Genomic DNA, 26,052 nt, shown 5'->3' on the forward strand with positions numbered 1-26,052 from the left:
CATGAGCGACGGGTCGGGAGAGGACGCCTTCATCGCGCGCCTCTTCCGGCCGATCGCGCGCCACCCCGCCGCACGCGGGCTTTTGGATGACGCGGCCCTGCTGCGTCCGCCACCGGACAGCGAGTTGGTTCTGACCAAGGACGCGCTGGTGGCCGGCGTCCATTTCTTCCCTGATGATCCCCCCGCCTCCATCGCGCGCAAGCTGTTGCGGGTGAACGTGTCGGACCTTGCGGCCAAGGGCGCGCAGCCCGTCGGAGCCCTCATCGCCCTCGCGGTTGCCCGCAACACGGCCCCGGAATGGCTGGAGGATTTCGCCATCGGCCTTGGCGCGGATTGCGATCTTTATGGCTGCCCGTTGCTGGGCGGCGACACCGTGCACACGCCCGGTCCCGTGACCCTGTCACTGACCGCCATTGGGAGCGTTCCCACCGGACGCTTTGTGCCGCGCACCGGCGCGCGGCCGAATGAAGCCATCATCGTCACCGGCACCATCGGTGATTCGGCCCTCGGGCTGGCGCTGCGCCTGACGCCGGACCGGCCGGGCTTTGCCGCCCTCACCCCCGTGCAGCGGGCCTTCCTGCGCGATCGCTATCTCCATCCCCAGCCGCGCCTTGCTGCGGCGGGCATCCTGCGCAACCGGGCAAGCGCGGCCATGGACCTATCGGACGGCCTTGCCGGGGATGTGGCGAAGATGCTGCGTGTGTCTGGCTGCGGGGGGCTCCTGCGGCGGGACGCCGTTCCGCTCTCTGACGCCGCGCGTACCGTGCTTGCGGCGGAGCCCGCGCTCTGGGAGGCGATCCTGGCGGGCGGCGATGATTACGAGATCGCAGCCTGCGTTCCGTTCCGCCGCGCCGAGGGGTTCATCTCCGAGTTGGGGGCTGCTGGCATCGCGGCCCGGATCGTGGGCGAGACTTTCGAGAGCGCGGGATTCGAGATCCTGGATGGCGAGGGCATGCCCGTGCGCCTCGCCCGGCTGAACTATAGCCACATCTGAACGTCCGGCCCTGACAGCGCGGCGACCTGTCAGAGGATGATCTGTCCCCAAAACGGAAGACGGGCGTGGCCGAAGCCACGCCCGTCCGGGGAAGGATGCAGGTGTGGGGGCGCATCCTTCCTTTCCTGCGGCGCTGCCAAAGCGCGGCGACGCCAAGGGGGCAGCGGGCATGCCGAGGCATGCCCGCTGGGGGAGAGCACAGGTGTGGGGGCGTGCTCTCCCGTTCGCATTCAGTTCGGCATGGGTGGCGGGACCGGCACATGGGACGGGCGCCCCGGCTCCCGCATGGCACCGGGCGGCGGGGGAGGAGGTGGCAGCATGGCCTCGAACTGCGCCACCCGCTGTAGCTGGGCCGGCGTGAGCTTCGTCTTCAATTGCTGGATGGCGGCGAGGAGCTGTTCCGCCTTCTTTCCTTCGGAGGCCAGGCGACCTGCCATCTCGCTGGCGCGGGCGAAGGGCTCATCGGTGCGCGCCGGTGCGCCGGCGGGGGGCTGGGGGACCAGGGCGATGGCCGCATCGGTGAAGGTCCGCCAGGCATCGATCTGGTCTGCCTTGACGCCGACATAGGTTTCGGCCGCGGCGAGAAGCTGGGCGAGCCGTGCGGGGCCGGGCAGGGGCGGCGGGCCGACGGGGCGGGGGGGCTGGACATCGCCCGGCCCGCCCGGTCCGGCATTGCGGGCGGCCGGACGCTCTGGCCGAGGCGGCGCGGGGGACAAGGATGGAGCATCGGTTCCAGGCGCAGCGGCGAGCACAATGCCTGACGCAAGCTCGGAGGGGCGAAGGGATCCGACGCCGGCGGTGTCGGCGATGGCCCATCCAGCTACGGCTACCCCGGCAAGGGCTGTGACGACCTTAAGGATGGTGCCGCGCTTTGGCCTGATTGTCCGGCTCATGACTGTTGTCCCATGACCTTGAATGGGATCAAGCTAGTCCTCGCACATTGCCCGACTTCGTCCCGCCATTGCCGGGAGGTGTCCCTCGGGTGGAGAATGGTGTCTGAATGTTGCCGGGCCGCCGGTGGAAACACGCGCTTGCAAATGCCGACACGGCCGCACCAGTAAGCTCGGTTACAAGCGCCTTCAGCAACACATCGAGGCAAAGGTCGCCGTGGAAGCAACAACGCACGTTCTGGTGGTCGATGACGACCATGAAATTCGCAAGCTGCTGGGTCGCTACCTCACCAGCCAGGGATTTCGCGTCTCCTCTGCCGCCAGCGGGCGAGAGATGGAAGAGGCCCTCGCCACCAACCGGATCGACCTCGTGGTGCTGGACCTGATGCTGCCCGACGCCTCGGGGCTTGACCTGTGTCGCGCGTTGCGCGGGCGCTCCCGCGTGCCGATCATCCTTCTCACCGCGCTGAAGGAGGAGGTGGATCGGATCATCGGCCTAGAGGTGGGAGCGGACGACTATCTGGGCAAGCCCTTCAATCCGCGCGAGCTGGTGGCGCGCATCCGCGCGGTGATGCGGCGCTTCTCTGACCATGACGAGCACGCGGTCTCCAACCGCCAGTATCGCTTTTCAAGCTTCATGGCGGAGCCCAGCAGCCGGCGGGTGCTCGACGAGCAGGGGCAGGAAGTGGTGCTCACCGCCGCCGAGTTCGACCTTCTCGTCGCCTTCCTGGAGCGGCCTGGTCGCGTGCTGTCGCGGGAGCAATTGCTGGACATCACCCAAGGGCGGGAGGCCGGGCCGTTCGACCGGTCCATCGACGTGCTGGTGAGCCGGTTGCGCCGCAAGCTCGGAGACCAGGGCACGTTCAGCCTGCTCAAGACCCAGCGCAATGGGGGCTACCAGTTCGCGGCGCGGGTTGAAGTGGTCGAGTGTGACGCTTGACGTCGCTCCGCACCAAGGTCGCCGCGCTCGTTGTCGCCGTGCTTCTGGTGGTGGTGGTGCTTTCGGGCGCCATTACATTCTTGGTGCTCGATCGCGGTGCCCCGCCGCCACGTCCGGATCTGGCCTCGACAGTGACACAGGCCGCCTTCATCGCGGCCCTGTTGGAAGGTGGAAATGGCGCCGAGCGGACGCGCGCTACCCTCGTGGCGGACACCCCTCCCAAAGGAACCGTTGAGGGGCGGCGGACTGCCGAGGTGGCCGATGCCCTCGCGCGGCTCGGCCGTCAAGCAGAGGTTCAGGTGGTGCGCCTGCCCGATCCCGAGCCCGGACGCGGCGACATGGCGGGCCGCCCGCCTCCGCTGCCACCCGACGGACCCGGCCCGCGGGAAGTGGTCGCGCTCAGGCTGGCAGATGGGCGCTGGCTGAACGTGCCCATGGATGTGAGCATGACACTGCCGCCGCCCTCGTTCCCGTTGCGCCTGGTGGCTTGGCTGATGCTCACCGGCATCGGCTTCACGGCGGTGATCCTGGTGGTCGTCAATCGCCTGCTGCGCCCCCTGGTGCTGTTGCAGAAGACCGTGGACGAGATCGGCCCCAACGGCGAATTGCCGGTGCTGAAGGAAGTGGGCTCCGCAGAAGTGCGGGCTGCGGTCCGCACCATCAACGCCCTGGGGGAGCGCCTTCGGGGGGCCATGGAAAGCCGCATGCGCATCGTCGCTGCGGCGGCGCATGACCTTCGCACTCCGCTCACCCGGCTGCGGCTGCGGGCCGAGTTCCTCTCCGACGAAGACGAACGGGAGAAGTGGTTCGCCGACCTGGAGGAACTGGACCGCATCGCCGACAGTGCCATCCGCCTGGTGCGGGAAGAGGTCTCCACCTCCGAGCTGGAAGTGCTGGGCCTGGATGAACTGGCGGGCGCCGTGTGCGACGAGGCGCGCCAGAGCGGCCTGAGCGCCGACCTGGAGGAGGGCGAGCCGGTGCTCGTCCCCGCCCGGCCGCTATCGCTGAAGCGCGCGGTCCGCAATCTCGTGGTCAACGCAGCCACCCATGGCCGCGGCGCGCGCCTGAAAGTGTGGAGCGATGGCGAGAACGCCCACCTCCTCGTCCAGGACGAGGGGCCCGGTATCCCCGAGGCGCTCTTAGACCGGGCGTTCGAGCCCTTTTTCCGCATCGATCCCGCGCGGCAAGCGGCGATTCCCGGTGCCGGCCTCGGCCTTGCCATCGCCCACGAGATCATCACGCGGCACGGCGGCACACTGCGGCTGACCAATCGCGCCAAGGGCGGTCTGTCGCAGCACGTCACCTTGCCCCTCGAAAAGCCGCTTCCTACCGCGTGATCTGGCAAAGCTCAGCGGGAGGGGCAACAGGGGAACATAAGCGGCCGGCAGGCGTTCACGAAAAAGAGAGCGGATGGATTTTATATTGTGCGCGATTAAATTGCGTATTATTAAAATCCCATCACGGCAACGGGCCTCACGCCGAGGCCGCACTCAGGAGAGACGCCATGTCGGTCGATGTGAAATACACCACCCAGGCCACTGCCACCGGCGGCCGCGACGGTCGGTCCACCACTGCGGACGGGACCCTCGATGTGAAGCTGACCACCCCCAAGGAACTGGGCGGCGCCGGCGGCGAGGGCAACAATCCCGAGCAACTGTTCGCGGCTGGCTATTCCGCCTGCTTCCTCGGCGCGCTGAAGTTCGTCGCCTCCCAGGAGAAGGTGCGCATCCCCTCCGACGCCACCGTCACCGCGACGGTCGGCATCGGTCCCCGTTCGGAAGGCGGTTTTGGCATCACGGCTTCGCTGAAGATCAACCTGCCGGGTGTGGACAAGGCGGAAGCCGAGCGCTTGGTTCAGAAGGCACATCAGGTGTGCCCCTATTCCAACGCCACCCGCGGCAATGTGGATGTGGGCCTGGAAGTCGCCTGATCCCGGCACGGCCCGGGGCTCCCCTCGGGCCATCGCCTGATGGACATGAAAAACCCCGCCGCGGCCACGCCGGGCGGGGTTCTTCATGTCAGGTCTGCCGAAGCCTGGATCACCAGGCCGGACGACAGTGCAGGCCGCCATAGGGGCCGCGCCAGCAATAGCCACCGCGCCAGCCGGGACCCCAGCCGGGGCCGTACCACCAGTCGATGAACAGGTTGGCATTGGTGCCGGTCTTGGGCAGTTCGTCGCCGCCGAGCACGCGGTAATTGTAGGTGAGCGTATCGCCGTTCAACTGCGGATCGGTCAGTTCAACCACCGTGGTCACGGACTTGCCGTCGACGGTCACCGCCAGGGTGGCGTTCGGCGGGTCCTTCTGGAAGTCGGACTTGCCGCTGTTCCAGAACTTCACGAAGGCGGGGGTAGGCGCATCGCCCGTCATGCGCTCGGGACGGTCCGAGAACATCAGGGTCTGGGGAGCGACGCCCTTGAGGGTGATGGTCTTGTCGTCAATGGTGACCTGATCGGCCACCTGGACGAACAGCCAATTGGCCGGCGGCATGTCGATGACATTCGCGGGCTTGCTGGTCTGGGCTTGCGCGAGGCCGACCGCGCCGACCATCGCGAAAAGCGCTCCGTAAATCAATGACTTCATCGATCTCTCCAACGCAGGACTATTGTCCGTCACCGCGCGGGCACCATATCACCGTCCAAGCCGAATGCCAGTCCCACCTCCGGTTCTGCCCTCTGCAAATCGCATTACATTTAAGACAGAAATGGAGGAACTATGTGTTCCAATGGTGTGTACCCATGGTCTGGGCAAAGGTTGGAAATATTGGGCACCTCCCTTTGAGGTAAGCCGCTGGCGCAATAGTTCAAAATGGATCTAATTTATACAGCCGGCCAAATCGTGACTGAGGAGAGAGGCGGCGCGGGCAGACGCCGCCTCTTGTCGGTCAGTTCATCTCATCGAGCAGGCCAGCCAGCTTGAGCGCCACGCCCTGCGAGCCCTCCAGCTTCAGACGGCCCGTGGTGAAGGCGAGCATCGGCCCCATGCGGCCCGTGATGAGCTTGTCCAAGGTGTCACTGGTCAGCTTGAGGACCGCGTCCGCCTCGCCCCGTTCCTCGGACAGGTCCGCCCCGCCATTGGTGGCGTCGAGGAGGATCGAGGACTCCAGGTCGGTCAGGTCGAAGCGGACCTTGTAGCCGAGGGTGGACAGGGTGGCGGAATGTTCGCCGAGCTTCTCGATGAGGGTTGCGGCGTCGGGCATCGGGGTCGGGCCTTCCATGAAAAAGCGTCCCGCCCGGGCGGGCGGGACGCGAGGTGTAAGCCGAAAACGCGCGGTGTGGCGCGTCAGAACAGGTCGGCGGGCATGTCCATCATGGACGCCTTGCCGGTCTTGATGGAACCCCACAGGCCGGCCACCTGGGGCAGCAGGCGGTCGATGAAGAAGCGGGCGGTGATGATCTTGCCTTCATAGAAGGCCCGGTCGGCGTCGGGCTCGTCCTTCTTGGCATAGGCGACTTCCGCCATGCGCACCCACATATAGCCGAGCGCCACCAGCCCGAAGAGGCGCAGATATTCGGTGGCGGCGGCGCCCGCCTCATCCGGATCCTTCAGGCCCTTCTGAGCGATATGGGCAGTGGCGAGCTGGAGCGCGCCGAATGCCTTGCTCAAGGGGCCGACCAGCGGACCCAGATTATCGTCGTCCACCTTGCTCTCGATATAAGCGAGCACGGGATGGAAGAAGGCGCGCAGATAGCGGCCGGTATGGGCGCCGAGCTTGCGGCCCACCAGGTCCAATGCCTGCACGCCATTGGTGCCCTCATAGATCATGGCGATGCGGGCATCGCGCAGATACTGCTCCATGCCGTGGTCACGAATATAACCGTGGCCGCCATAGACCTGGACACCGAGCGAGGCATTCTCGAAGCCGAGATCGGTGAACAGCGCCTTGACGATGGGGGTCATGAGGGCGGTGAAGTCCTCCGCCCGCTGGCGCTCTTCCGGATCCTGGGCGCGCTCCATCAGGTCGAGATTGCGGGCCACCCAGCCGGAGAGGGCGCGGCAGCCCTCATTATAGGCCCGCATGGTCATCAGCGTGCGCCGCACATCGGGGTGCACGATGATGGGGTCTGCGGGCTTGTCGGGATATTTCGCGCCGGTCAGCGCGCGGCCCTGCAGGCGCTCCTTGGCATAGGAGACCGCGCCCTGATAGGCCGCCTCGCCGACGCCCAGGCCCTGCGCGCCCACCGAGAGGCGCTCGGAATTCATCATGGAGAACATGGCGCGCATCCCCTTATGGGGTTCGCCCACCAGCCAGCCCTTGGCCTCGTCGAAGGACATCTGGCAGGTGGCCGAGCCATGGATGCCCATCTTGTGCTCGATGCCGGTGCAGGTGACGCCATTGCGCATGCCCGGGCGACCATCTTCCGTGGGCAGGAACTTGGGCACCAGGAAGAGGCTGATGCCCTTGATGCCCTTGGGCGCGTCCGGCAGGCGCGCCAGCACCAGGTGGACGATGTTCTCGGTCATGTCGTGTTCGCCGGCCGAGATGAAGATCTTCGAGCCGGTGATGGCATAGGAGCCGTCGCCGAGCGGCTCCGCCTTGGTGCGCAGCAGGCCGAGATCGGTGCCGCAATGGGGCTCGGTGAGGCACATGGTGCCGGACCACACGCCCTCCACCATCTTGGGCAGGAAGCGCTCTTTCAGCTCCTGCGAGGCATGATGGGAGAGCGCCACATAGGCGCCGTGGGTGAGGCCGGGATAAAGGCCGAAAGCGATGTTGGCGGAGCACATCATCTCCTCCACCAGCTTAGTCACGCTGGCGGGCAGGCCCTGGCCGCCCCATTCGGGGTCACAGGCAATGCCGTTCCAGCCGCCCTCGCGATAGGTCTCGTAGGCCTCCTTGAAGCCGGGCGGGGTACGCACCACGCCATTCTCATAGGTGCAGCCCTTCTGGTCGGCGACCACATTGAGGGGGGCGAGCACCTCAGTGACGAGCTTTGCGGCCTCGTCCAGCACGGCGTCGATGAGGTCGGGTGTGACCTCTTCGAGGCCCTTCATGTCCTTGAGCGCTTCGCTGCCATGAAGCTCGTGCAGCACGAAACGCATGTCGCGGAGCGGCGGCTGATAGGTCTGCATGGGCGTCTTCCCGAAATTGTTCTGCCTGGGGGTTATCCCTGGAACACCTCCCGCTGCCGGGCAGCGGGAGGTTGAAGGCGGCTAATTGCGCAGCGGACGGCCCGTCTCGAGCGTGTGCTCGATGCGGGCAAGCGTTCCATTGGTGCGGATGAGGCGCATGAAGCCGGCGCGCTCCAGCTCCAGCACGTCCGCTTCCTTCACCGGCTCGATATGGTCCGCCTTGCCGCCGGAGAGCACCTCCGCCAGCGCGTCCGCCACCACCAGATCATGTTTGGTGGCGATGCCCCGCTTGTGGAAGCCTTCCGCCGCCATCACCAAGGCGGTCTTGCCGGAGGGGCCGGGCAAGGTGAGGTCCACGGGCTTGGGCGGTACATAGTTTTCCGCCAGCGCCAGGGCCTTGGCCTTGGCGTCCGCCAGCAGGCGGTCGCGGTTCATGGTGATGCCGTCGGTTTCGCGCAGGAACAGATATTCCTTCGCTTCCGCCGCCGACTTGGACACGGTGGCGGTGGAGACCATCTCGAACACCTTGGAGGTGGCCGGCATGGGCCCGTGCGGAACGCCCTTGGCATTCTGCCAGCGGGTCAGCATCTCCTTGCAGCCGCCCCAGCCGGGAAGCAGGCCGACGCCGCATTCCACCAAGCCAATATAGCTCTCCGCATGGGCCTGCACGGCATCCGAATGCAGCAGGATCTCGCAGCCGCCGCCGAGCGCCATGCCGGCGGGCGCCGACACCACGGGGAAGGGGGCGTATTTGAGCTGCTGATAGGTCTGCTGGCCGGTGGCCACCAGCTTCTCCACCTCGCCGAAGGCCGCGATGTTGCAGGCGAACAAGGCAAGGCCCAGATTGGCACCCACCGAGAAATTGGTGCCCTCGTTATAGATGACGAGGGCCTTGTACTTGGACTTCACCAGCGGAATGGCGCGGGCGAGCAGCGTGATGATGCCCTCGTCCAGCGAATTGCCCTTGCTGGTGAACTCCAGGCACACCACGCCGTCGCCAATGTCCCAAAGGGCCGCCGATCCATTCTTCTGGATCGGCTTGGAGCGCAGCTTGATGTCGGCGAGCAGCAGCACGCCGTCCGGCCGCACCACATCGTGATAGTCGCCGTCGGTGCCCAGATATTGCTGGCGACCGTCGTCCACCCGGTAGAAGGATTTTCCGCGGGCGGCGGCAAGCAAGGCGGGAACCTCCGCACCCTCCGCCTCCAGGCGGGCGGCGAGGGTGTCTGCGCCGATCTTGTCGATCAACTCGAAGGGGCCGAGCTTCCAATTGTAGCCAAGGCGCATGGCTTCATCGATGGCCACCACGGTGTCGGCGGCCTCGGGGACGAGGCGGGCCGCATAGGCCAGCGTTCGACCCATGACGGACCAGGCATAGCGGCCGGCGGGACCCTCGCTGGCGAGCAGCGCGGGCAGGTCCTTGGAGAGGTCCTCAAGCTCGGAAAGCTGGGCCTTTTCCTCCCGGCGATAGGCGCCGGTCGACAGGTCGATGGCCTCCTTCACCTTGCCGCCGCCCTCGCGGTTGAGGCGATAAAAGCCGCCCTTGCCCTTCCGGCCGGTATAGCCGTTGGCGATCATGTCGCGCAGCAGCGGCACGTCACGCAGCAAGGCGTGGAAGGGGTCCGACTTGGGCAGCGCCCGCTCCAGGCTACCCTGCACATGGGGCATCAGGTCGAGGCCAACGAGATCCAGGAGGCCGAAAATGCCGGTCTTGGGGATGCCGAAGGGGCGGCCCATGACCGCGTCGGCTTCCTCGACGCGCAGACCGAGGTCCAGCGCCGAGATCACCGCGGCTTGGATCCAATAGGTGCCCAGCCGATTGGCGATGAAGCCGGGGGTGTCCTTGCAGTCCACCACGGTCTTGCCGAGCTTCACGTCGGCGAAGGCTTTCACCCGGGCAGCCGTTGCCGGGTCCGTGTCGGCACCGGCGACGATTTCCAGCAGGCGCATGTAGCGCGGCGGATTGAAAAAGTGGGTGATCAGGAAGTCGCGCCGGAAGCCCTCGGGCAGGCCGTTTGTCAGGTCGGCCAAGGGAATGGTGGAGGTGTTAGAGGACACCGCCGTGCCGGGCGTGCGCACCGCATCGATCTTGGCATAGAGCGCCTGCTTGATGTCCAGGCGCTCGATGACCGCTTCCACGATCCAGTCGCACGAGGCGAGGTCGGCGAGGTTGTCCTCGATATTGCCGGGCTTCACCAGGCGCGCATTGCGCTTGGACATGAAGGCAGCAGGATCAGCCTTCAGGAGGCGCTCCACGGCCTTCTCGGCGATGGCGTTGCGGTTGGTGGCGCCCTCCGGAACGATGTCGAGGAGGAGCACCTCGATGCCGGCATTGGCCACATGGGCGGCGATGCCGGCGCCCATGACGCCGGCGCCGATGACGGCGACTTTCTTGATCTCGCGGGGCGTGTCGCTCATGGCGTGCGCCTCCCTCAGATCCGCTCGAGGACGGTGGCGATGCCCTGGCCGCCGCCGATGCACTGGGTGGCCAGCGCATAGCGCCCGCCCTCGCGCTGCAGGAGCGCGGCCGCCTTGCCGACGATGCGCGCGCCCGTGGCGCCCAGCGGATGGCCGAGCGCGATGGCGCCGCCATCCTTGTTCATGGTCTCACCCTTGATGCCCAGCTCGCGGGCGCAGGCGAGCGCTTGGGAGGCGAAGGCCTCATTCAGCTCCACCACGTCCACGTCGCCGATCTCGATATTGGAGCGCTTGAGCGCCTTGCGCGTGGCCTCCACGGGGCCGATGCCCATGATTTCCGGCGCACAGCCGGCCACCGCCACGCCCTTGAGGCGCGCGAGGGGCGTGAGGCCGTTACGCTCGGCATAGGCTTCCGTGCACACCAGCACGGCGGCGGCGCCGTCGGTCAGAGGCGAGGAGGTGCCGGCGGTCACGGTGCCGTTCTGGTCGAAAGAGGGCTTGAGGCCGGCGAGGTCCTCGGCGGTGGTCTCGGCGCGGATGCAGCCGTCCTTGTCGATCACCGAACCATTGGCGCGGATGGCGACGATCTCGGAATCGAGCCGCCCTTCCGCCTGGGCGGCCGCGGCCTTGCGCTGGCTCTCCAAAGCGAACACGTCCTGGTCGGCGCGGGTGATCTGCCACTTGCGCGCGACATTCTCTGCGGTGTCGCCCATGCCCATATAGGCGGCATGGTTCTTGGCGTGCAGCGCGGGGTTCGGCATGGGGTTGAAGCCGGTCATGGGCACGCGGCTCATGCTCTCCACGCCGGCGCAGATGAACACTTCGCCGGCCCCGAGCTGGATCTGCCCGGCCGCCAGGTGCACCGCCTGCATGGAGGAGCCACAGAAGCGGTTCACCGTGACGCCCGCCACCGATTGCGGCAGCTCGGCGATCATGCCCACCAGGCGCGCCACATTGAAGCCTTGCTCGGCTTCCGGAAAGGCGCAGCCGAGGATGAGATCCTCGATGTCCTCGGCATTCACCTTGGTGCGAACGATCAGCTCGCGGATGACCTGGGCGGCCAGGTCGTCAGGCCGCACCCGGGCGAGATCGCCCTTCTTGGCGGGGGTGAAGGGCGAGCGAGCATAGCCCGCGATGACCACGTTCTGCATGGGCTCTCCTGCCAGAAACACTGTCGTTGTTCTTTGCCGGCCGCCGGCTTTTCCGGCGGCGGATTGCCGATCGGGGACCGGATCAGCCGGCGGCCTTGGCCGCTGCCACCTGCTGCGCCAGGGCAGCCAGGGTCTGGTCCTCGATGTCCTTCAGTTCGAGGATGCTCTCCTCAAGTGCGAGGCGCTGGTCCTCGAGCATCTCCAGGCGCGTGCGCACCTTCTTCAGGAGCAGGCGGATCTGCTCCGTCTGGGAGGGGTCGATGTCGTAGAGGTCGAGATATTCCTTGATCTCGCGCAGGCTGAAGCCCAGGCGCTTGCCCCGCAGGATCAGCACCATGCGGGCCCGGTCGCGCTTGGTATAAACGCGGATGTTGCCGGCGCGGCGGGGCGTGATGAGGCCCTTGTCCTCATAGAATCGGATGGTGCGCGGCGTGATGGCGAGATCGCGCGCCAACTCCGTGACGGTGAAGAACGTGTCCGTCAGTCCGCCATGGGCAGTGCGAGGGGAATCCACAGCCGTCACCTCACCTATACGTCAACTCACGGCTCTTACGATACATGCTTTGACCTTGGCTGCAAGAGGCTGCAAAGCCGTCCTTCCGGCATTCGTTGCTGCGCCGCAGAAGGTGGCGAAAGGTTGTCCGGCTGCAGATGTCGCGGCGCACAACCGCGCCCGAGCCGATTCTTCCCTCCACCCCTTGAAAACGGTCAGTATGATTGACGTGTCATGGGTGCCCATTCGTGCAGGAGGGGCGGAGACTCGCCGCGTTATTGCCGTTGAGATGCCGCTTTCGTGACTGAAATGCCACACCCTCAAAAGGAGGTGAGGGAAGATCGTCGGTCGCTGCATTTGCCCGGTTGACGATGCTGGCCGCTTGTTCATGCTGGGTGACGTATAGGGCATCTGATGCACGAATAAGTGCGCCGCACAAAAGTCGGATGCCGGGAAACGCTCAATTCTAAGGGGGCACCATGTCCATCGCCAGCGGCCTGTCTCGCACTTCCCCGGCTCTTATTGTGCCGGTCGTCCTGCTGGGCGCGGCTACGGCCGCGCAGGCGGGCGGCTTCGGCCTTCGCGAACAGAGTGCCTATTATCAGGGGTCATCTTTCGCCGGAAACGCGGCCGGCGGGGCGGGCCTTGCCTCCATGTACTGGAACCCGGCGGCCATCAGCTTCGTGCCCGGCCTCCAGTTGGAAGGCAACGTCACCTATATCGCTCCCCATGCCTCCATCGACGTGACCAGCGCCCGCAGCGCGCTCGGCTCAAATCTGGGCGCGGTGGGGGTCGGCGACATCGTCGACAACGGCGTGCTGCCCACCGGCTATGCCACCTATGCCTGGGATCGCTGGGCCGTTGGCCTCTCGCTCACCTCTCCCTATGGTCTCATCACCGATGCGCCGTGCAATTGGTCGGGCCGCTATTATGGCTGCTACAACCGCATCGCCGATTTCAACATTGGCGCCCAGGTTGCCTATCGCGTCACCGACTGGATGACCATCGGTGGCGGCCTCCAGGCCAATTACATGGACGCCCGGCTCGGCCAGGCCCAGCTCATCACCGGCGCGCCCACCTACGCTACCGGCTACACCCAGGTGGACGGCAGCTCCATCGCCTATGGCTTCACCCTCGGCGCCCTGTTCACGCTGGCGCCCGGCACCACTCTGGGTGTGGGCTACCGCTCGCAGCTCAGCCAGAATCTTGAGGGCCTGACCACCATCTATACGCCGCTCGGCACGCCCCTTGGCGTGCTGAATGCGAGCGCCGGCATGACCTTGCCCGACCAGGTCACCGCCTCCATCCGTTCCAAGCTCGATCCGCGCTGGACCGTGATGGGCACCGTGGAATGGACCAACTGGTCCACCATGCAGGAACTGGTGATCGTCTCCAATGCGGGCGCGCCCTCGGTGCTCTCCCTGCATTGGCAGGATGGCTGGTTCTTCTCCGGCGGCGTCGAATATCAGTGGGATCCCAAGCTCGCGCTGCGCGCTGGCCTTGCCTATGAGATCTCGCCAGTCACCGACGAGTATCGCACCCCCCGCCTGCCCGACAGCAACCGGCTGTGGCTTTCCGCCGGCTTCACCTATGCCTGGACGCCCCAGCTGAGCATCGACTTCGCCTACACCCACATCTTCGGCCAGAGCGGCACCATCGCACTTGGCCCGAACGATCCGGCGAACCTGACCCGCGGGACGCTGGTGGCCGAGGTCAACAGCGCCTATGTGGACATCGTGTCCCTCGGCATCCGCTACAAGTTCGACGCTCCCACCAACACCGCCGCCCTCATCACCAAGTGAGGCACCGGGCGTGGTAACTTGAGGTGGCGGGCCTCACCCCGCCACCTTCAGTTCGGCGCAATCCACTCCGACACTGTCAGCGGCGCCATGAGAGCGCCGGTCCGAACGCAAGAGGAAGGCCGCGCAGGCGAAAGACCGGGCAGCGGCCCCTTCCACAGGCAGGGGAGGCATCGATGCTGAAGCGGCTCGATGAGAACGGCATTAAAGCGGGCCCGGTGCCCGATCTCCTGGCGGCGGCCGTCGCCGCGCATGGCGGGCGTCCGGCCCTCAATTTCATGGGGCGCCGCTGGACCTATGGGGAACTCGGCGAACTGGTGGACCGCGCAGCGGCCGGCTTGCAGCAGATGGGCGTCGGCAAGGGTTCCAAGGTGGGCCTGTGCCTGCCCAACACGCCCTATTCGGTCATCTTCTATTTCGCCATCCTGAAGACCGGCGCGACGGTGGTGAATTTCAGTCCGCTCTATGTGGAGCGGGAACTGCGCCACCAGATCGCGGATTCCGGGACCACCATCATGGTGGTGCCGGACCTCAAGGTGATCCACAGCCGGGTTGCCTCTGTCGCGGCGGAATCGGGTCTGCGCTCCATCATCGTGTGCCCCATGCGTGGGATCCTGCCGTTCGTGAAAGGCTGGATGTTCCAGCTCTTTAAGCGCAAGGACCAGGCCGTCTTCTCGGAAGGCGACGGCCTCCATCTGCGCATGGACACGGCGATGCGCGGCGCCGGCAAGTTCACGCCCGTCTTCATCGATGCCCAGACCGACGTGGCGGTGCTGCAATATACCGGTGGCACGACAGGCGTGCCGAAGGGGGCGATGCTCACCCATGCCAACCTGACGGCCAACGCCCATCAGGTGATCCGTCATGTGGATTGCCTGCGGGCTGCCGAGGAGAAGGTGCTCGGGGTGCTCCCGCTGTTCCACGTCTTCGCCATGACCAATGTCATGAACATTCCGGTGGCACTGGGCTGCGAGATCATCCTGGTGCCCCGCTTCCAGCTGCAGGATCTTCTGGCCACCATCGCCAAGGAAAAGGCCACCATCTTTCCTGGCGTGCCCACCATCTATACGGCCATCAACAATGCGCCGGGACTTGATCCCAAGGGTCTATCCTCGCTGAAGCTCTGCATCTCGGGCGGCGCCCCGCTGCCCGCCGAGGTGCGGCATCGGTTCGAGCAATTGTCCGGCTGCAAGCTGGTGGAAGGCTATGGTCTCAGCGAGACCGCGCCCGTTCTCACTGCCAATCCGCCCCTTGGCGAGATCAAGGATGGGTCGGTGGGTCTTCCGGTGCCGCAGACCGTCATCGAGATCCGCGATTTGGCCGATCCCCACCGGGTACTCGGCACGGGAGAGCGCGGCGAGGTGTGCGCGCGCGGGCCTCAGGTGATGCAGGGCTATTGGCGCCGCCCGGAAGAGACACGCAACGCCTTCGTGGACGGCGCCTTCCGGACCGGGGACGTCGGCTATGTGGACGCGGACGGCTACCTCTATCTCGTCGACCGCATCAAGGACGTGATCCTGTGCGGCGGCTATAATGTCTATCCGCGCATGATTGAGGAAGCGCTCTATCTGCACCCCGCCGTGGCCGAGGCCGTGGTGATCGGCGTGGACGACAAATATCGCGGCCAGGCGCCCAAGGCCTTCGTGACCCTGCGCGAGGGCGAGAGCGCCACGCCCGAGGAACTGCTCGCCTTCCTCACCAAGCAGGTGTCCAAGATCGAGATGCCGAAGGCGGTTGAAATCCGCGAGCAGCTTCCCAAGACCTTGGTGGGCAAGCTCTCCAAGAAGGAGTTGGTGGACGAGGAGCGCAAGAAGGCGCGGCCGGCCTGACCCGGCCTTCCGCGCGCGCCCACCGGCACGGTCCATAAGGGGGTGGATCAGTTTATCCCCTTTGACGTTGTTGCCTTGCGGGCGAAAGCCCGGCTGTGCAGCAATGGCGTCCGAATCCCGCTGAGCGTCGAGACGCTCCCGGCCGGGGTCAGCGGCGGGGAGGCGGGAATGAGGGGTTCGGACCGGCGCATGGCGCGCAACGTGGCGGTCGCATGCCTGGTGGTAGGCGCATTCTGGATTTCCTGGCAGCTCGCGGAACTGGTGCTCCTCATATTCCTGGCTGTGCTGGTGGCCATCACGCTGCATGCCTTCGCGCAGCCGGTGGTGCATGTCACCCGGCTTCCGCCCCATGTGGCCTTGGTCTTCACAGCCCTGACGCTGGCGGTGACGTTCGGGGTCGTCTTTTACCTGTTCGGCTCTCTCATCCAGGCGCAGATCGCCGACCTGATCGAGCGCCTGCCCGGCGCCTGGGCCTCTCTGCGCGACCGCTTCCAGCTCCAGCAACTGGAGCAATCCGTCATGGAGCAGGCCAAGAATAATGTGCCAACCGGTGAGGCCCTGCTCACGGCGGTGCGCGGCCTCACCAGCAATCTGGCCAACCTGGTGGTGGGCATCTTCTTGGTGGTGGCGGGGGGGATCTATCTCGCCATCCAGCCCCGTCTCTACCTCGACGGTTTGGTGGCGCTCTTCCCGGAAGAGAACCAGGAGGTCGCGCGAGCGCGACTGCATGCCGCCGGCTCGGCCTTGCGCCTGTTCCTGAAGGCCCAGCTCATGGCCATGGTGCTGGTGGGCGTCTTCACCGGCGTCGGGCTCTGGATCATCGGCGTGCCCTCGGCATTCGCGCTCGGCCTGTTCGCCGGATTGGCGGAATTCGTGCCCATGGTGGGGCCAGTGGCGTCCGCCATTCCCGCCCTCCTGCTCGCCGCGACGGTGGGCTTCGAGACCACCATGTGGACGCTGGCCCTGGTGGTGCTGGTGCAGCAATTGGAAGGAAATGTGCTCACCCCCTTGCTGCAGCAGCAGATCGTCTCGCTGCCGGCGGCGGTGGCGCTGTTCGCAGTGGTCGCCTTCGCCACGCTGTTCGGCATGCTGGGCGTGGTGCTGGCCACCCCGCTGACGGTTCTCATCTTCGCGCTCGTGCGCAATCCCGCGGCGGCTCCGCACTCCGGCCCCGCGCCCCAGTAGGGGGGCCGCCCTGCGGGCTCGTCCGCAGTTTGCGGCGCGGATCGGTCCGTGTATGTTCGCGCGCCCGCACGACCGGGTCCCTGCGGAGGGGGGCTCGCGCACGGATCGCGCCTGCGGTGCGACCTGTGCGGAACCGGCTTCGGCAGGGGATCCGAATGGGGGCGAGGCGGCGCTCCAACGAGGGGCCGCAATTCGGACTGGAGCGGGGGCGGGGCAGGTGACGGCATGACGCGGTTCGGGACGCGATGCCGGCGGCTGCTTTGGATTTGGTGCGATCGCAGGGGCCGGAGCGCCGCCCGCGACCGCCTTCAGGGGATGATGTTTCATGGCCCGCGATACGCTGGACGCCACGCCGATCGAATCCCGCGACGAACTCGTCGCCTGGCTGGAACAAGGCAATAAGGCCGAGGCGCAGTTCCGCATCGGGACCGAGCACGAGAAGATTCCCTTCACGCTGGGCCGGCACGAGCCTGTCCCCTATGAGGGAGATAAGGGCATCCGCGCGGTGCTCGAGGGCATGCAGGCGGTGACGGGCTGGGAGCCCATCATGGATGGTCCCCACATTATCGGCCTCGCCGATCCCGTGGGTGGCGGCGCTATCTCGCTGGAGCCGGGCGGGCAGTTCGAGCTGTCCGGCGCGCCGCTGGCGACGATCCATGAGACCTGCGCCGAGATCAACACGCACCTCACCCACCTGCGCACGGTCGCCGACCCTCTGGGCCTTGGCTTCCTTGGTATCGGCATGAGCCCCAAATGGAGCCGGTCCGAGACGCCGGTGATGCCCAAGGGGCGCTACAAGATCATGGCCGCCTACATGCCCAAGGTGGGCAATCTGGGCCTCGACATGATGTTCCGCACCTGCACGGTGCAGGTGAATCTCGATTTCTCCAGCGAGCGGGATATGGTCCGTAAGCTGCGGGCGAGCCTTGCGCTGCAGCCAATCGCCACGGCCCTGTTTGCCAACTCTCCCTTCACCGAGGGCAAGCCCAACGGCTTCCTGTCCTTCCGCTCTGAGATCTGGCGCGATACGGACGCCGATCGCTCCGGCATGCTGCCCTTCGCCTTCGAGGACGGTATGGGCTTTGAGCGCTATGTGGACTACGCGCTCGACGTGCCCATGTATTTCGTCAAGCGCGGCGACCACTATATCGACGTGGCCGGCTCCTCGTTCCGTGAGCTGCTGGCCGGTCGCCATCCCGCCTTGCCAGGCGAGACCGCAACGCTCTCCGACTGGATCAACCACCTCTCCACCATCTTTCCGGAAGTGCGCCTCAAGCGCTTCCTGGAGATGCGCGGTGCCGATGCCGGCCCCTGGTGCACTTTGTGCGCGCTGCCGGCGCTGTGGACCGGCCTTCTCTATGACGAGACGAGCCTGGATGCCTGCCTCGACCTGGTGAGGGATTGGAGCGAAGAGGAGCGGCAGGCGCTGCGCGACGACGTGCCCAAGCTCGGCCTCAAGGCACAGATTCGCGGGCGCACGGTGCATGAGATTGCTGGCGAGGTGGTCGCCTTGGCCCGCGATGCCCTCACCCGTCGCCGGAGGCTGGACAGCCAGGGTCGCGACGAGACCCGCTTCCTTGCGCCTGTCGACGAGGTACTGAAGAACGGGCGCACGCCTGCCGAAGATCTGCTGACCCAGTATTTCGGTCCGTGGGGCGGGACGGTGGAACCCATCTTCACCGAGCTCGCCTACTGATCCGGAGCCAGCGCACACGCTGACCATGCGCGAGGCGCATGGTTGGCATGCGCAGCACCCCCGTGACGGGCGCTGCTGCGATTGCTCAAAAAGGCGGGTAACGGGAAATGCCCATGACCGCCCCTTCAACCAGTTCCTCCTCGGGGCTGGGCCCCCTGGATGTCGGCCTCTATACGGCGACCGTTCTCATCTTCGGATCCGGGTGGCTGCCGCTGCGCCTGCAATTGGGCGTGGTGGCGCCCGAGGTGTCGGGCGTCTGGCGCTTTCTCATCGCCGGGCTCGTGATGTTCGCCTGGGTGGCGCTGCGGGGCGGGCGCCTGTCTTTCCCGCTGAAGGACCATGTGCTCTTCGCGGCGCTCGGGCTGACTCTGTTCTCGGCGAATTTCATCACCTTCTATTATGCCGGTTTCTACTTGGCCTCCGGCCTCCTGTCGGTGTTGTTCTCGCTGGCTGCCGTCTTCATTCCGCTCATCGGCGGGATCCTGACCGGCGTTGCGCCCAACCGGCGAATTCTGATCGGCGCGGTGCTGGGCGTCTTCGGGGTGGCCCTGGTGTTCGGGCCCTCCGTGCTGGAAAAGCACGTGTCCACCAGCCTGCCCTTTGCCCTCGGCTTGGCGCTGGTGGGTACGCTCTCTTTCTCCTTCGGCTCCTTCGTCATCGCCGCCGTGGGCCGCCGCGGCCTGCCGCAGGGCTCGGTGAATGCCTACGGCATGTTCTATGGGGTGGTCTTCTGCGCCGCTCTGGCGCTCCTGACGGGGGCCGACTTCAAGCTGGAGTGGACGGCGCGCTATATCGGCTCGCTTGCTTATCTGATCGTCGTTCCGACGCTCCTGGGCTTCGGGGTCTATATGACGCTGATCCGGCGCATCGGCCCGAGCCGCGCCGGCTACGGCACTGTCATGTTCCCGATCATAGCGCTCGCCCTCTCCACCATCTTCGAGGGCTACCACTGGACTGTGTTTGCCGCCTTCGGTGTGGCCCTGGTTTTGATCGGCAATGTGGTGGTGCTGCGGGCGCCGCGCTCCGGCTTCACTCCGCCGCGTCCGCCTCGGTGAGGTTGTCCAGCCCCTGGATGATGTGCTGGGCCAGGGCATCGGCCAGGGGCGAGGGTTCGTGGCGATTGCGCAAGAGGGCGATGTCGCATGGGGGCAGGGGCGGATAGCCGTCCGCCGCGCCAAGAACGCGCATGCCCGGCCGCAGCGCTGATTCGGGAAAGACCGAAATGGCCAGCCCCGCCAGCACGGCGGCGGAGACGGCGCCGCAATTGGGGCTCGTATAAAGCACGCGGTGGGCGCGGCCCGCTCCAGCCAGCCGCGACAATGCCACATGGCGCCACTGGCACGTGGGGCGCCCGAGACCGAGCGGCACCGGCGTCTCCAGATGAACCGCGTGGCGCGCGGAACTGACCCAGAGTAGCCGCTCCCGCCGGATCAGCTGGGCGTTGCGGGCGGCATCCTCCGTATAAGTGATGATGGCGAGGTCGACGGTGCCGGCGCGCACCCGCTCCACCAGTTCGGAGGTGGGCTCGCAGATGACCGTGAATTCCACCGACGGGTGGGTGGCGGAGAATCGCGCCATGATCTCCGGCAGGTAGCGGTCCGCATAATCGTCCGGCACGCCCAGGCAGACACGGCCCGTCAGGGTCGCATCGGCAAAGGTGGCTGCGGCCTCCATGTTTAGCTTCACGATGCGCCGCGCATAGCCCAGCAGGCGCTCACCGTCTTCAGTCAGACGCGAGGCGCGCCCGTCCCGGACGAAAACGGGTCGACCCACACGCTCCTCGAGGCGCTTCATCTGCATGGAAACAGCGGACTGTGTCTTGTGAACCACATCCGCCGCCCGCGTGAAGCTGCCGGTCTCTGCGATGGCGACAAACGTGCGCAGCTGATCCGCATCAAACAGGGCGCTCATGGGACCCCTCCGGGAAACATCACGGAGAATGATAAGTGGGATGAAAAACATTCGCTAGCGTGATTCATGCGACTGGAGCAAATAGGTCAGCACGGATGACGGAGCGAAATCGGGTGGCTTGTTCCGCAGGCAGGAGGCAAAGCGGTAAGCACTCGTACGTTTTCCGATGGAGATCGAAATGAGCGTCTATGGTGAAACACGCAAGCTGGTCGTCGCCCCGGTCGGAGCGGCTGTGGCTGCTCTCATCATGCGGGGGATCTCCACGGTCAATAAACTCGCCCGTGCCATCGAGCATCGACGCGTGGTGTCGCAGATGCTTCAGTTTGACGACTATTTGCTGCGCGATGTGGGGCTGACGCGGGCTGATCTGTGTGATGCCGCGAGCGAACCCCTCTGGAGCGACCCGAGCCATGTGCTGGTGAGCCGCGCCGTGGAGCGCAGGGCTGCGAACCGCCTGAAGGCGCGCCAAAGCGCCTGACGGCGATCGGAACGGCGGTCTCGCCCCTCGCGACCGCCCACTTGGCCCGCGCCGTCCGCAGCCGGCGCGGGTTCTTTCGTTTCATTCGGTGGGAAGAGGTGACGTCCCGCGCGCGTCCCGTCAGCTCTTCGGCTTGGACGGGCCCCCGGCATGGCCGGAGGAGCGATCGAGCATCTGGCCCCAGAAATCCTGGAACGGGAAGAAGGCCGCGAACTGGCTCAGGCTCTTGGGGTCATAGCCGGGCGGCGTCATCATGCCCTGGGGCGGAAAGCCCTGGGTGAAGAGCTGCGCGAAATAGTCCTGGAACGGCCATTGCCCGAGCGGCGCCGGCGGCGGCGGCGGGGGAGGGGGCGGCGCAGCCGGTTGCTGCATCTGCTGTATCTGCTGCATGCTGCTGCCCATCAGCGAGAGCGTGGCGGCGATCATGTCCTGCCACGGATTCTGCGCTGCGCTCATGGACGTCGTGCCCCACGGCGACTGCGCCATCATCTGGGCAAAGGCGTCAATCCAGGGGTTGCCGGTGGAGACACGCCCCATGTTCCCGGCGGAGGACATGGTGAGGGCAAGCGTATCCACCCAGGGATTGCCGGTGGGAATGGGCTGGCCGTTGGCGCGCGCCAGCATGGCGGCGAGCATCTGATTGAGGGCACCGGACGCCGCCAGCGACTTCGTCAGGCCCCCCATAACCAGCGAAGCAAAGGCCGGCATGAGCTGCTTGAGCACGGCGACCCCAAGGCCGGTGGATGTGGCGGCATGGTCGGCCACCGCCTTGCTCACCTCGGGCGAGCCGAAAAGGGCATCGAGCGCCGGGTTGCCGGCCTGATTCAAGGGCGCCGGCCCGGACGGCGGACGATCATATAGCGACGCATAGGGGCCGCGCATCATGAGGGTCATGAGCTGCGCCATGCCCTCCGGCGACTGAATGGCCCGCTGGATGCCGAGCGCGAAGGCCGGCATCACCGCCTCCGCCGCCTTCTGGGCCTGCTGAACCGAGAGGCCGTAGAACTGCGCGATATTGTCGAGGCCCTGACCGCCTTGCGCGGCGCGCAGCAACTGAACGAATTGATCCATGGTGCCCTCCCGATGGCGAAGTTTACGTCATGGGGGCGGGGAAATCACTGTGCGATCGCGGGAAAGGCTGCGGCGAAGAGTGGGACGGCCGGCGCTTGACGTAAAGTCACCGCGCGCTGCTGGGCGCGAATCGCGCCGCGCCCGTGCTGCCCGCGGGGGGGCGCGAGACGTGTCCTCAGCCGGAGAATTCGGTCTCGTGGGCGAGCACGTCCTGCGCCTCCGGATTGAGCGGGCGGGCCGGCTTCTCCGGCTCGGTGAGCGGCTCGGGCTCCACCTTGCGGGGCGGCACCATGGCTCCCCCGCTGAACAAGCCCTCTTCCACCTGGCGTTCCAGACGCAGGCGATCGCGGGCCCGCACGTCGGCTACCAGTTCGCCGACCGCATCCTTGTCGAAGCCAAGGACCTCGAGGGTCCGGCCGCCGAACGCGAAAGCCGATTCCAGCGTCTCGCGAATCTCGAACCGCACGCCCTTTCGCAGCAGGTCCATGGAATGAACCCGGTCGAAGGCGCGCACATGAAGGCTGGCATTGGGGAAAGAGCCTTGGGCGATGTCGACGATGCGGTCCGCCGATTCGCGGTCATCAACGCAGACGCAGATCACCTCCACATTTTCCGCGCCCGCCGCCCGCAGCACATCGAGCCGCGTGCCGTCGCCATAATAGATGTGCACGCCGAAGCGGCCCGCACTCTGAATCATCTCCACGTCATTGTCGATGATGGTGACCTGCACGCCTTCCGCCAACAGGCACTGGGCCACGATCTGTCCGAATCGGCCGAAGCCGATCACCAGCACACGCCCATTGGCCTCGGAAAAGTCATCGGCCTCCCGCTCGGGCGTCTCCTTCTTGAACCGGGGCAGGAGCCTATTGATGGCGGAAAAGACCAGCGGGCCGATCATCATCGTCATCGCCGCGATGGCGGTCAGGAACTCCGCCTGCTCCTTGCCGAGAATGCCGTTGGACAAGGCCAAGGGAAACAGCACGAAGGCGAACTCTCCCGCCGGCATCAGCACGGCGCCGGCTTTGAGGGCCTCGGTCCTGGTGTTGTGGTCGCCGCGATAGAGCAGGAACACCACCAGAAACTTGATGAAGGTGATGAGCACCGCCGCGCCGGTGATGGCGCCGAGATGGGTCAGCACCAGATGGAGGTCCAGCGTCATGCCCACGCCCATGAAGAACATGGAGAGGAGCAGGCCGCGGAACGCCTCGATATTGGCTTCCAGCTCGTGGCGGAAGGTGCTTTCCGACAGCAGCAGCCCCGCCAGGAAAGCGCCCAGAGCCATGGACAGGCCAGCCGCCGCCATCAGGCCCGCTGCCCCTAGCACCACCAAAAGGGCCGCCGCCGTCATCGCCTCCCGCGCGCCGGAGCGCGCCAGCACGCGAAACAGCGGGTTCAGCAGGTAGCGCCCGGCCACCACGATCACCACCACCGCCGAAATGGCAGCAAGGGCCTGAAGCAAGGTGCCGATGGGATCCGCCGGCAAGTCCTGCTTGGCGGTGGCGAGCAGAGGCACCAGCGCCAGCAACGGGACGATGGCAATGTCCTGGAACAGGAGGATGGAAAAGGCACGCTGGCCGTAGCCGCTCTGCAGGTCTCCGCGCTCGGTAAGAAGCTGCAGCGCGATGGAAGTGGCGGACATGGCGAGCGCCATGCCGGAAATCACCGCGCCGGCAATGGTGAACCCGCGCGACCAGGCAACGCCCGCGATCAGAACCCCGGTGACCAGGAGCTGAGCGGTGCCCAGGCCGAAAATGTAGCGGCCCATGGACAGCAACCGGGAGGGCTGAAGCTCCATGCCGATCAGGAAGAGCAGAAGCACCACGCCCAGTTCGGCGACCGTGATGACGGTGCCGGGATCGGCCACATTGAAACCGGCGGGGCCGATAGCGATTCCCGCCGCCAGATAGCCGACCACCGGAGACAGGCCGAGCCGCTTGGCCAAGGGCACGGAAATGACGGCGGCCGCGAGGAAGGCCAGGGCGCTCAGGAACAGTGTGTGATCGGTCCCGTGCATCCCAGCCTGCCTCCTGCCACGCCCACGTCCACTCCTTCTGCCGGCCAAGAATGGCCAAACCTAGCCTCGGAGCGGGAAAAATTGTGCGACGCAGCGAGCGCTGCGTCACCTCATTTCAGAGCGTCAAAGCCGGGGCCGAATCCATTCAGGCTGAGCGGTATTCCAATGCCCTCTTCGGGCGTCTGGAAGATGATGAAAGTGGCCTGCTTGCCATTGCGCAGGCGATTGACCAGCGCATCATCCATCACCACCTCAGCCACGCAACCATTGGGCAGGCAGCGCACAAATCCGGCGCGGCCCACATCCTGGTCGTCAATCTTCAAGCCGAGGCCCGAGGGAATGAGCACGCCGAGCGGCGCCAGCACGCGCAACAGGCGACTCTTCTGGTCAGCGGTCTTCAGGACGATGACGGTGAGGCCCACATTGGGCCGGTCCTCAGCCTGAACGCTCTGCAAAAGCACGCATTGCTCGCCCTGCGCCCCGGGCGGGGTATCGCAGCGAATCTGCCAGTCATTGTAAACCTGCTTGACGGTTCCCTGCGCATGGGCGGCCGGAGCCCCCATCACCAGAAGCACCGCCGCGAAGACCCCGAGGAGGAGCGCCTGGGCCTTGCCCGAGATCCGGCGCAGCTGTGGCGCACCTTGCTGGGCGATGCTGCAGGCGCGAGCGCCTGGCGACTTGCGGGCATCGCCCCGCGACAACATGAACCCCATTGGCTCCCGGCTCCAAATCCTGGCGGCATGGCCGCATGTCGGCGACGACGCGACTTTCGTCGGCCCCCGCAGGGTTTCGCTTAAAAGGCTGACCGTCCGTGTCAAGAATGCGGCGGCATGTTTTGCCGCGAAATGCGCATTCGGCCCCGATTCGCACAGACACGGAGCGGTGAGCGAGGTGTCCGACGACACGCGGGGGGTATCGGCGGAGGCGGGGAATGGGGCGCGAAAGGGGTCCATTCCCCAACGGAATGGCGCCACAGGGTGCCGACTTTCTGTCGCATCGTGCGCCCCAGTGTCTCAATTGCGGGACCCCCCGAATTGTGTTTGATGTAAATCAAAGATAGGGCGCTCAGGCCAATCCGCCGCATTCGTCTTTGGTCGCGGGATGCCATAACGTAAGGAACAGCAAGGGATTGCTGTTCAGGGAGACATCATCGCCATGAGACAGTCCGTTCGCTCTGCCCTTCTCGCCCTGGCCACTACGGCCGGCGTGAGTCTGTCGGGTGCGACTGCGTGGGCCGGCATGGGTCAGCCGTCGGATTGGCAGATCAACCTCCAGGGGGCGGCAACGCCCGTCATGGAGAGCATCCACTCGTTCAACACCTTCATCCTGGTCATCATCACCGCCATCGTGCTGTTCGTGATGGTGCTGCTGGCGATCGTGATGGTGCGGTTCAACGAGCGTGCCAACCCGGTGCCCTCCAAGACCTCGCACAACACCATGATCGAAGTGGCCTGGACCGTGGTCCCGGTGATGATCCTGGTGGCGATCGCCATCCCCTCTTTCCGCCTGCTGCATCTTGAGCTCAACATTCCCCAGCCGGACATCACCGTGAAGGTGACGGGCCACCAGTGGTACTGGTCCTATGAATATCCGGATAATGGCGGGTTCAGCTTCGATTCCCTCATGGTCGCTGACAAGGACCTGAAGCCCGGCCAGCCGCGTCTGTTGGCGGTGGATAACGAGGTCGTGGTGCCGGTGAACAAGAATGTGCGCATCCAGGTGACGGCCGCGGATGTGATCCATTCCTTCGCCGTTCCCTCCTTCGGCGTGAAGATCGACGCGCTGCCGGGGCGGCTGAACGAGTCGTGGTTCAAGGCCACCAAGGAAGGCATCTATTACGGCCAGTGCTCCGAATTGTGCGGGCGCGACCATGCCTTCATGCCCATCGCGGTGCGCGTGGTGAGCGAGGACGCCTTCAACCAGTGGATCGCCCAGGCGAAGCAGAAATATGCGCAGGCCCCCACGCCGGTGCGCACCGCAGAGGAAGGCGTGCGCTTCCAGCTGGCGGACGCCGCACGCTGAGCTCCAGCCCGGCCGCGCGCCGGGCCCATGTGCGCGGACGCTGGTGCCCGCGATGAAACTCGATTGAGACAAGACGGAAACGTCGAAGA

At 66.0% G+C, this 26,052-nt stretch carries 22 protein-coding genes; 11 read left to right on the top strand and 11 right to left on the bottom strand.

What is annotated here, in order from left to right; all coding sequences use genetic code 11:
* The first annotated feature begins 1 nt into the window (after position 1).
* The gene (gene thiL / locus J5J86_RS13050; protein WP_209098596.1) at positions 2-994 is read left to right on the top strand and encodes a thiamine-phosphate kinase; all 993 of its coding nucleotides are present in this window, start codon (positions 2-4) and stop codon (positions 992-994) included.
* A 230-nt stretch (positions 995-1,224) separates the two neighbouring features.
* On the opposite strand, the gene J5J86_RS13055 is transcribed toward thiL, so the two are convergent.
* A complete protein-coding gene (locus J5J86_RS13055) occupies positions 1,225-1,887 on the bottom strand; it encodes a hypothetical protein (protein ID WP_209098598.1) in 663 nt (220 codons plus the stop codon).
* A 214-nt stretch (positions 1,888-2,101) separates the two neighbouring features.
* Here J5J86_RS13055 and J5J86_RS13060 point away from each other — a divergent pair, with 214 nt between their 5' ends.
* The 3 genes from J5J86_RS13060 (at position 2,102) to J5J86_RS13070 (ending at position 4,754) form a co-directional block, all read left to right on the top strand.
* Complete coding sequence (locus tag J5J86_RS13060) at positions 2,102-2,824, top strand: response regulator (protein WP_209098600.1); 723 nt, start codon at positions 2,102-2,104, stop codon at positions 2,822-2,824.
* Entirely contained in the window at positions 2,821-4,161 is a 1,341-nt protein-coding gene (locus J5J86_RS13065; protein ID WP_209098602.1) for an ATP-binding protein, read from the top strand. The genes J5J86_RS13060 and J5J86_RS13065 overlap by 4 nt, the downstream gene beginning before the upstream one ends.
* 167 nt (positions 4,162-4,328) lie before the next feature.
* Complete coding sequence (locus tag J5J86_RS13070; RefSeq protein ID WP_209098604.1) at positions 4,329-4,754, top strand: organic hydroperoxide resistance protein; 426 nt, start codon at positions 4,329-4,331, stop codon at positions 4,752-4,754.
* A 109-nt stretch (positions 4,755-4,863) separates the two neighbouring features.
* On the opposite strand, the gene J5J86_RS13075 is transcribed toward J5J86_RS13070, so the two are convergent.
* The 6 genes from J5J86_RS13075 to J5J86_RS13100 all read right to left on the bottom strand — a co-directional run bounded on the left by J5J86_RS13075 (position 4,864) and on the right by J5J86_RS13100 (position 11,979).
* Positions 4,864-5,406, bottom strand: a complete 543-nt coding sequence (locus J5J86_RS13075) for a hypothetical protein (protein WP_209098606.1) — start codon at positions 5,404-5,406, stop codon at positions 4,864-4,866.
* Between the two features lie 301 nt (positions 5,407-5,707).
* On the bottom strand, positions 5,708-6,022 hold the full coding sequence (locus J5J86_RS13080; RefSeq protein WP_209098608.1) for an SCP2 sterol-binding domain-containing protein: 315 nt from the start codon (positions 6,020-6,022) through the stop codon (positions 5,708-5,710).
* 83 nt (positions 6,023-6,105) lie between these two features.
* Positions 6,106-7,896, bottom strand: a complete 1,791-nt coding sequence (locus J5J86_RS13085) for an acyl-CoA dehydrogenase C-terminal domain-containing protein (protein ID WP_209098610.1) — start codon at positions 7,894-7,896, stop codon at positions 6,106-6,108.
* A gap of 81 nt (positions 7,897-7,977) precedes the next feature.
* Entirely contained in the window at positions 7,978-10,314 is a 2,337-nt protein-coding gene (locus J5J86_RS13090) for a 3-hydroxyacyl-CoA dehydrogenase/enoyl-CoA hydratase family protein (RefSeq protein ID WP_209098612.1), read from the bottom strand.
* A 14-nt stretch (positions 10,315-10,328) separates the two neighbouring features.
* A complete protein-coding gene (locus tag J5J86_RS13095) occupies positions 10,329-11,465 on the bottom strand; it encodes a thiolase family protein (RefSeq protein ID WP_209098614.1) in 1,137 nt (378 codons plus the stop codon).
* 82 nt (positions 11,466-11,547) lie between these two features.
* On the bottom strand, positions 11,548-11,979 hold the full coding sequence (locus J5J86_RS13100) for a MerR family transcriptional regulator (RefSeq protein ID WP_247657582.1): 432 nt from the start codon (positions 11,977-11,979) through the stop codon (positions 11,548-11,550).
* Between the two features lie 458 nt (positions 11,980-12,437).
* Here J5J86_RS13100 and J5J86_RS13105 point away from each other — a divergent pair, with 458 nt between their 5' ends.
* The 5 genes from J5J86_RS13105 (at position 12,438) to J5J86_RS13125 (ending at position 19,522) form a co-directional block, all read left to right on the top strand.
* The gene (locus tag J5J86_RS13105) at positions 12,438-13,760 is read left to right on the top strand and encodes an OmpP1/FadL family transporter (RefSeq protein WP_209098615.1); all 1,323 of its coding nucleotides are present in this window, start codon (positions 12,438-12,440) and stop codon (positions 13,758-13,760) included.
* A 173-nt stretch (positions 13,761-13,933) separates the two neighbouring features.
* The gene (locus tag J5J86_RS13110; protein WP_209098617.1) at positions 13,934-15,586 is read left to right on the top strand and encodes a long-chain-fatty-acid--CoA ligase; all 1,653 of its coding nucleotides are present in this window, start codon (positions 13,934-13,936) and stop codon (positions 15,584-15,586) included.
* Positions 15,587-15,754: 168 nt separating this feature from the next.
* Positions 15,755-16,771 carry an AI-2E family transporter gene (locus tag J5J86_RS13115; protein ID WP_209098619.1) on the top strand — a complete coding sequence of 339 codons (1,017 nt, stop codon included), beginning with the start codon at positions 15,755-15,757 and terminating at the stop codon, positions 16,769-16,771.
* A 325-nt stretch (positions 16,772-17,096) separates the two neighbouring features.
* Positions 17,097-18,467, top strand: a complete 1,371-nt coding sequence (locus J5J86_RS13120) for a glutamate--cysteine ligase (protein ID WP_209098621.1) — start codon at positions 17,097-17,099, stop codon at positions 18,465-18,467.
* A gap of 113 nt (positions 18,468-18,580) precedes the next feature.
* Entirely contained in the window at positions 18,581-19,522 is a 942-nt protein-coding gene (locus J5J86_RS13125; protein ID WP_209098623.1) for a DMT family transporter, read from the top strand.
* Here the strand turns inward: J5J86_RS13125 and J5J86_RS13130 are convergent.
* The gene (locus tag J5J86_RS13130) at positions 19,497-20,378 is read right to left on the bottom strand and encodes a LysR substrate-binding domain-containing protein (protein ID WP_209098625.1); all 882 of its coding nucleotides are present in this window, start codon (positions 20,376-20,378) and stop codon (positions 19,497-19,499) included. The genes J5J86_RS13125 and J5J86_RS13130 overlap by 26 nt on opposite strands.
* A 178-nt stretch (positions 20,379-20,556) precedes the next feature.
* Between J5J86_RS13130 and J5J86_RS13135 the strand changes: the two genes are divergently transcribed.
* Positions 20,557-20,856 (top strand): DUF1127 domain-containing protein, encoded by a 300-nt coding sequence (locus J5J86_RS13135; RefSeq protein ID WP_209098627.1) that lies wholly within the window; start codon positions 20,557-20,559, stop codon positions 20,854-20,856.
* Between the two features lie 120 nt (positions 20,857-20,976).
* Here the strand turns inward: J5J86_RS13135 and J5J86_RS13140 are convergent, their stop codons facing one another.
* From J5J86_RS13140 to J5J86_RS13150, 3 genes are all read right to left on the bottom strand, one after another.
* A complete protein-coding gene (locus tag J5J86_RS13140; RefSeq protein WP_209098629.1) occupies positions 20,977-21,927 on the bottom strand; it encodes a DUF937 domain-containing protein in 951 nt (316 codons plus the stop codon).
* 175 nt (positions 21,928-22,102) lie between these two features.
* Positions 22,103-23,941, bottom strand: coding sequence for a monovalent cation:proton antiporter-2 (CPA2) family protein (locus J5J86_RS13145; RefSeq protein WP_209098636.1), 1,839 nt, complete (start codon positions 23,939-23,941; stop codon positions 22,103-22,105).
* A 110-nt stretch (positions 23,942-24,051) separates the two neighbouring features.
* On the bottom strand, positions 24,052-24,654 hold the full coding sequence (locus tag J5J86_RS13150) for an invasion associated locus B family protein (protein ID WP_209105387.1): 603 nt from the start codon (positions 24,652-24,654) through the stop codon (positions 24,052-24,054).
* 442 nt (positions 24,655-25,096) lie between these two features.
* Between J5J86_RS13150 and coxB the strand changes: the two genes are divergently transcribed.
* Positions 25,097-25,963: a cytochrome c oxidase subunit II gene (gene coxB, locus J5J86_RS13155; RefSeq protein ID WP_209098639.1), complete on the top strand. Its 867-nt coding sequence runs from the start codon at positions 25,097-25,099 to the stop codon at positions 25,961-25,963.
* The last annotated feature ends 89 nt before the right edge of the window (positions 25,964-26,052 follow it).

The organism is Aquabacter sp. L1I39 (assembly GCF_017742835.1).
Classification (GTDB): Bacteria; Pseudomonadota; Alphaproteobacteria; order Rhizobiales; family Xanthobacteraceae; genus L1I39.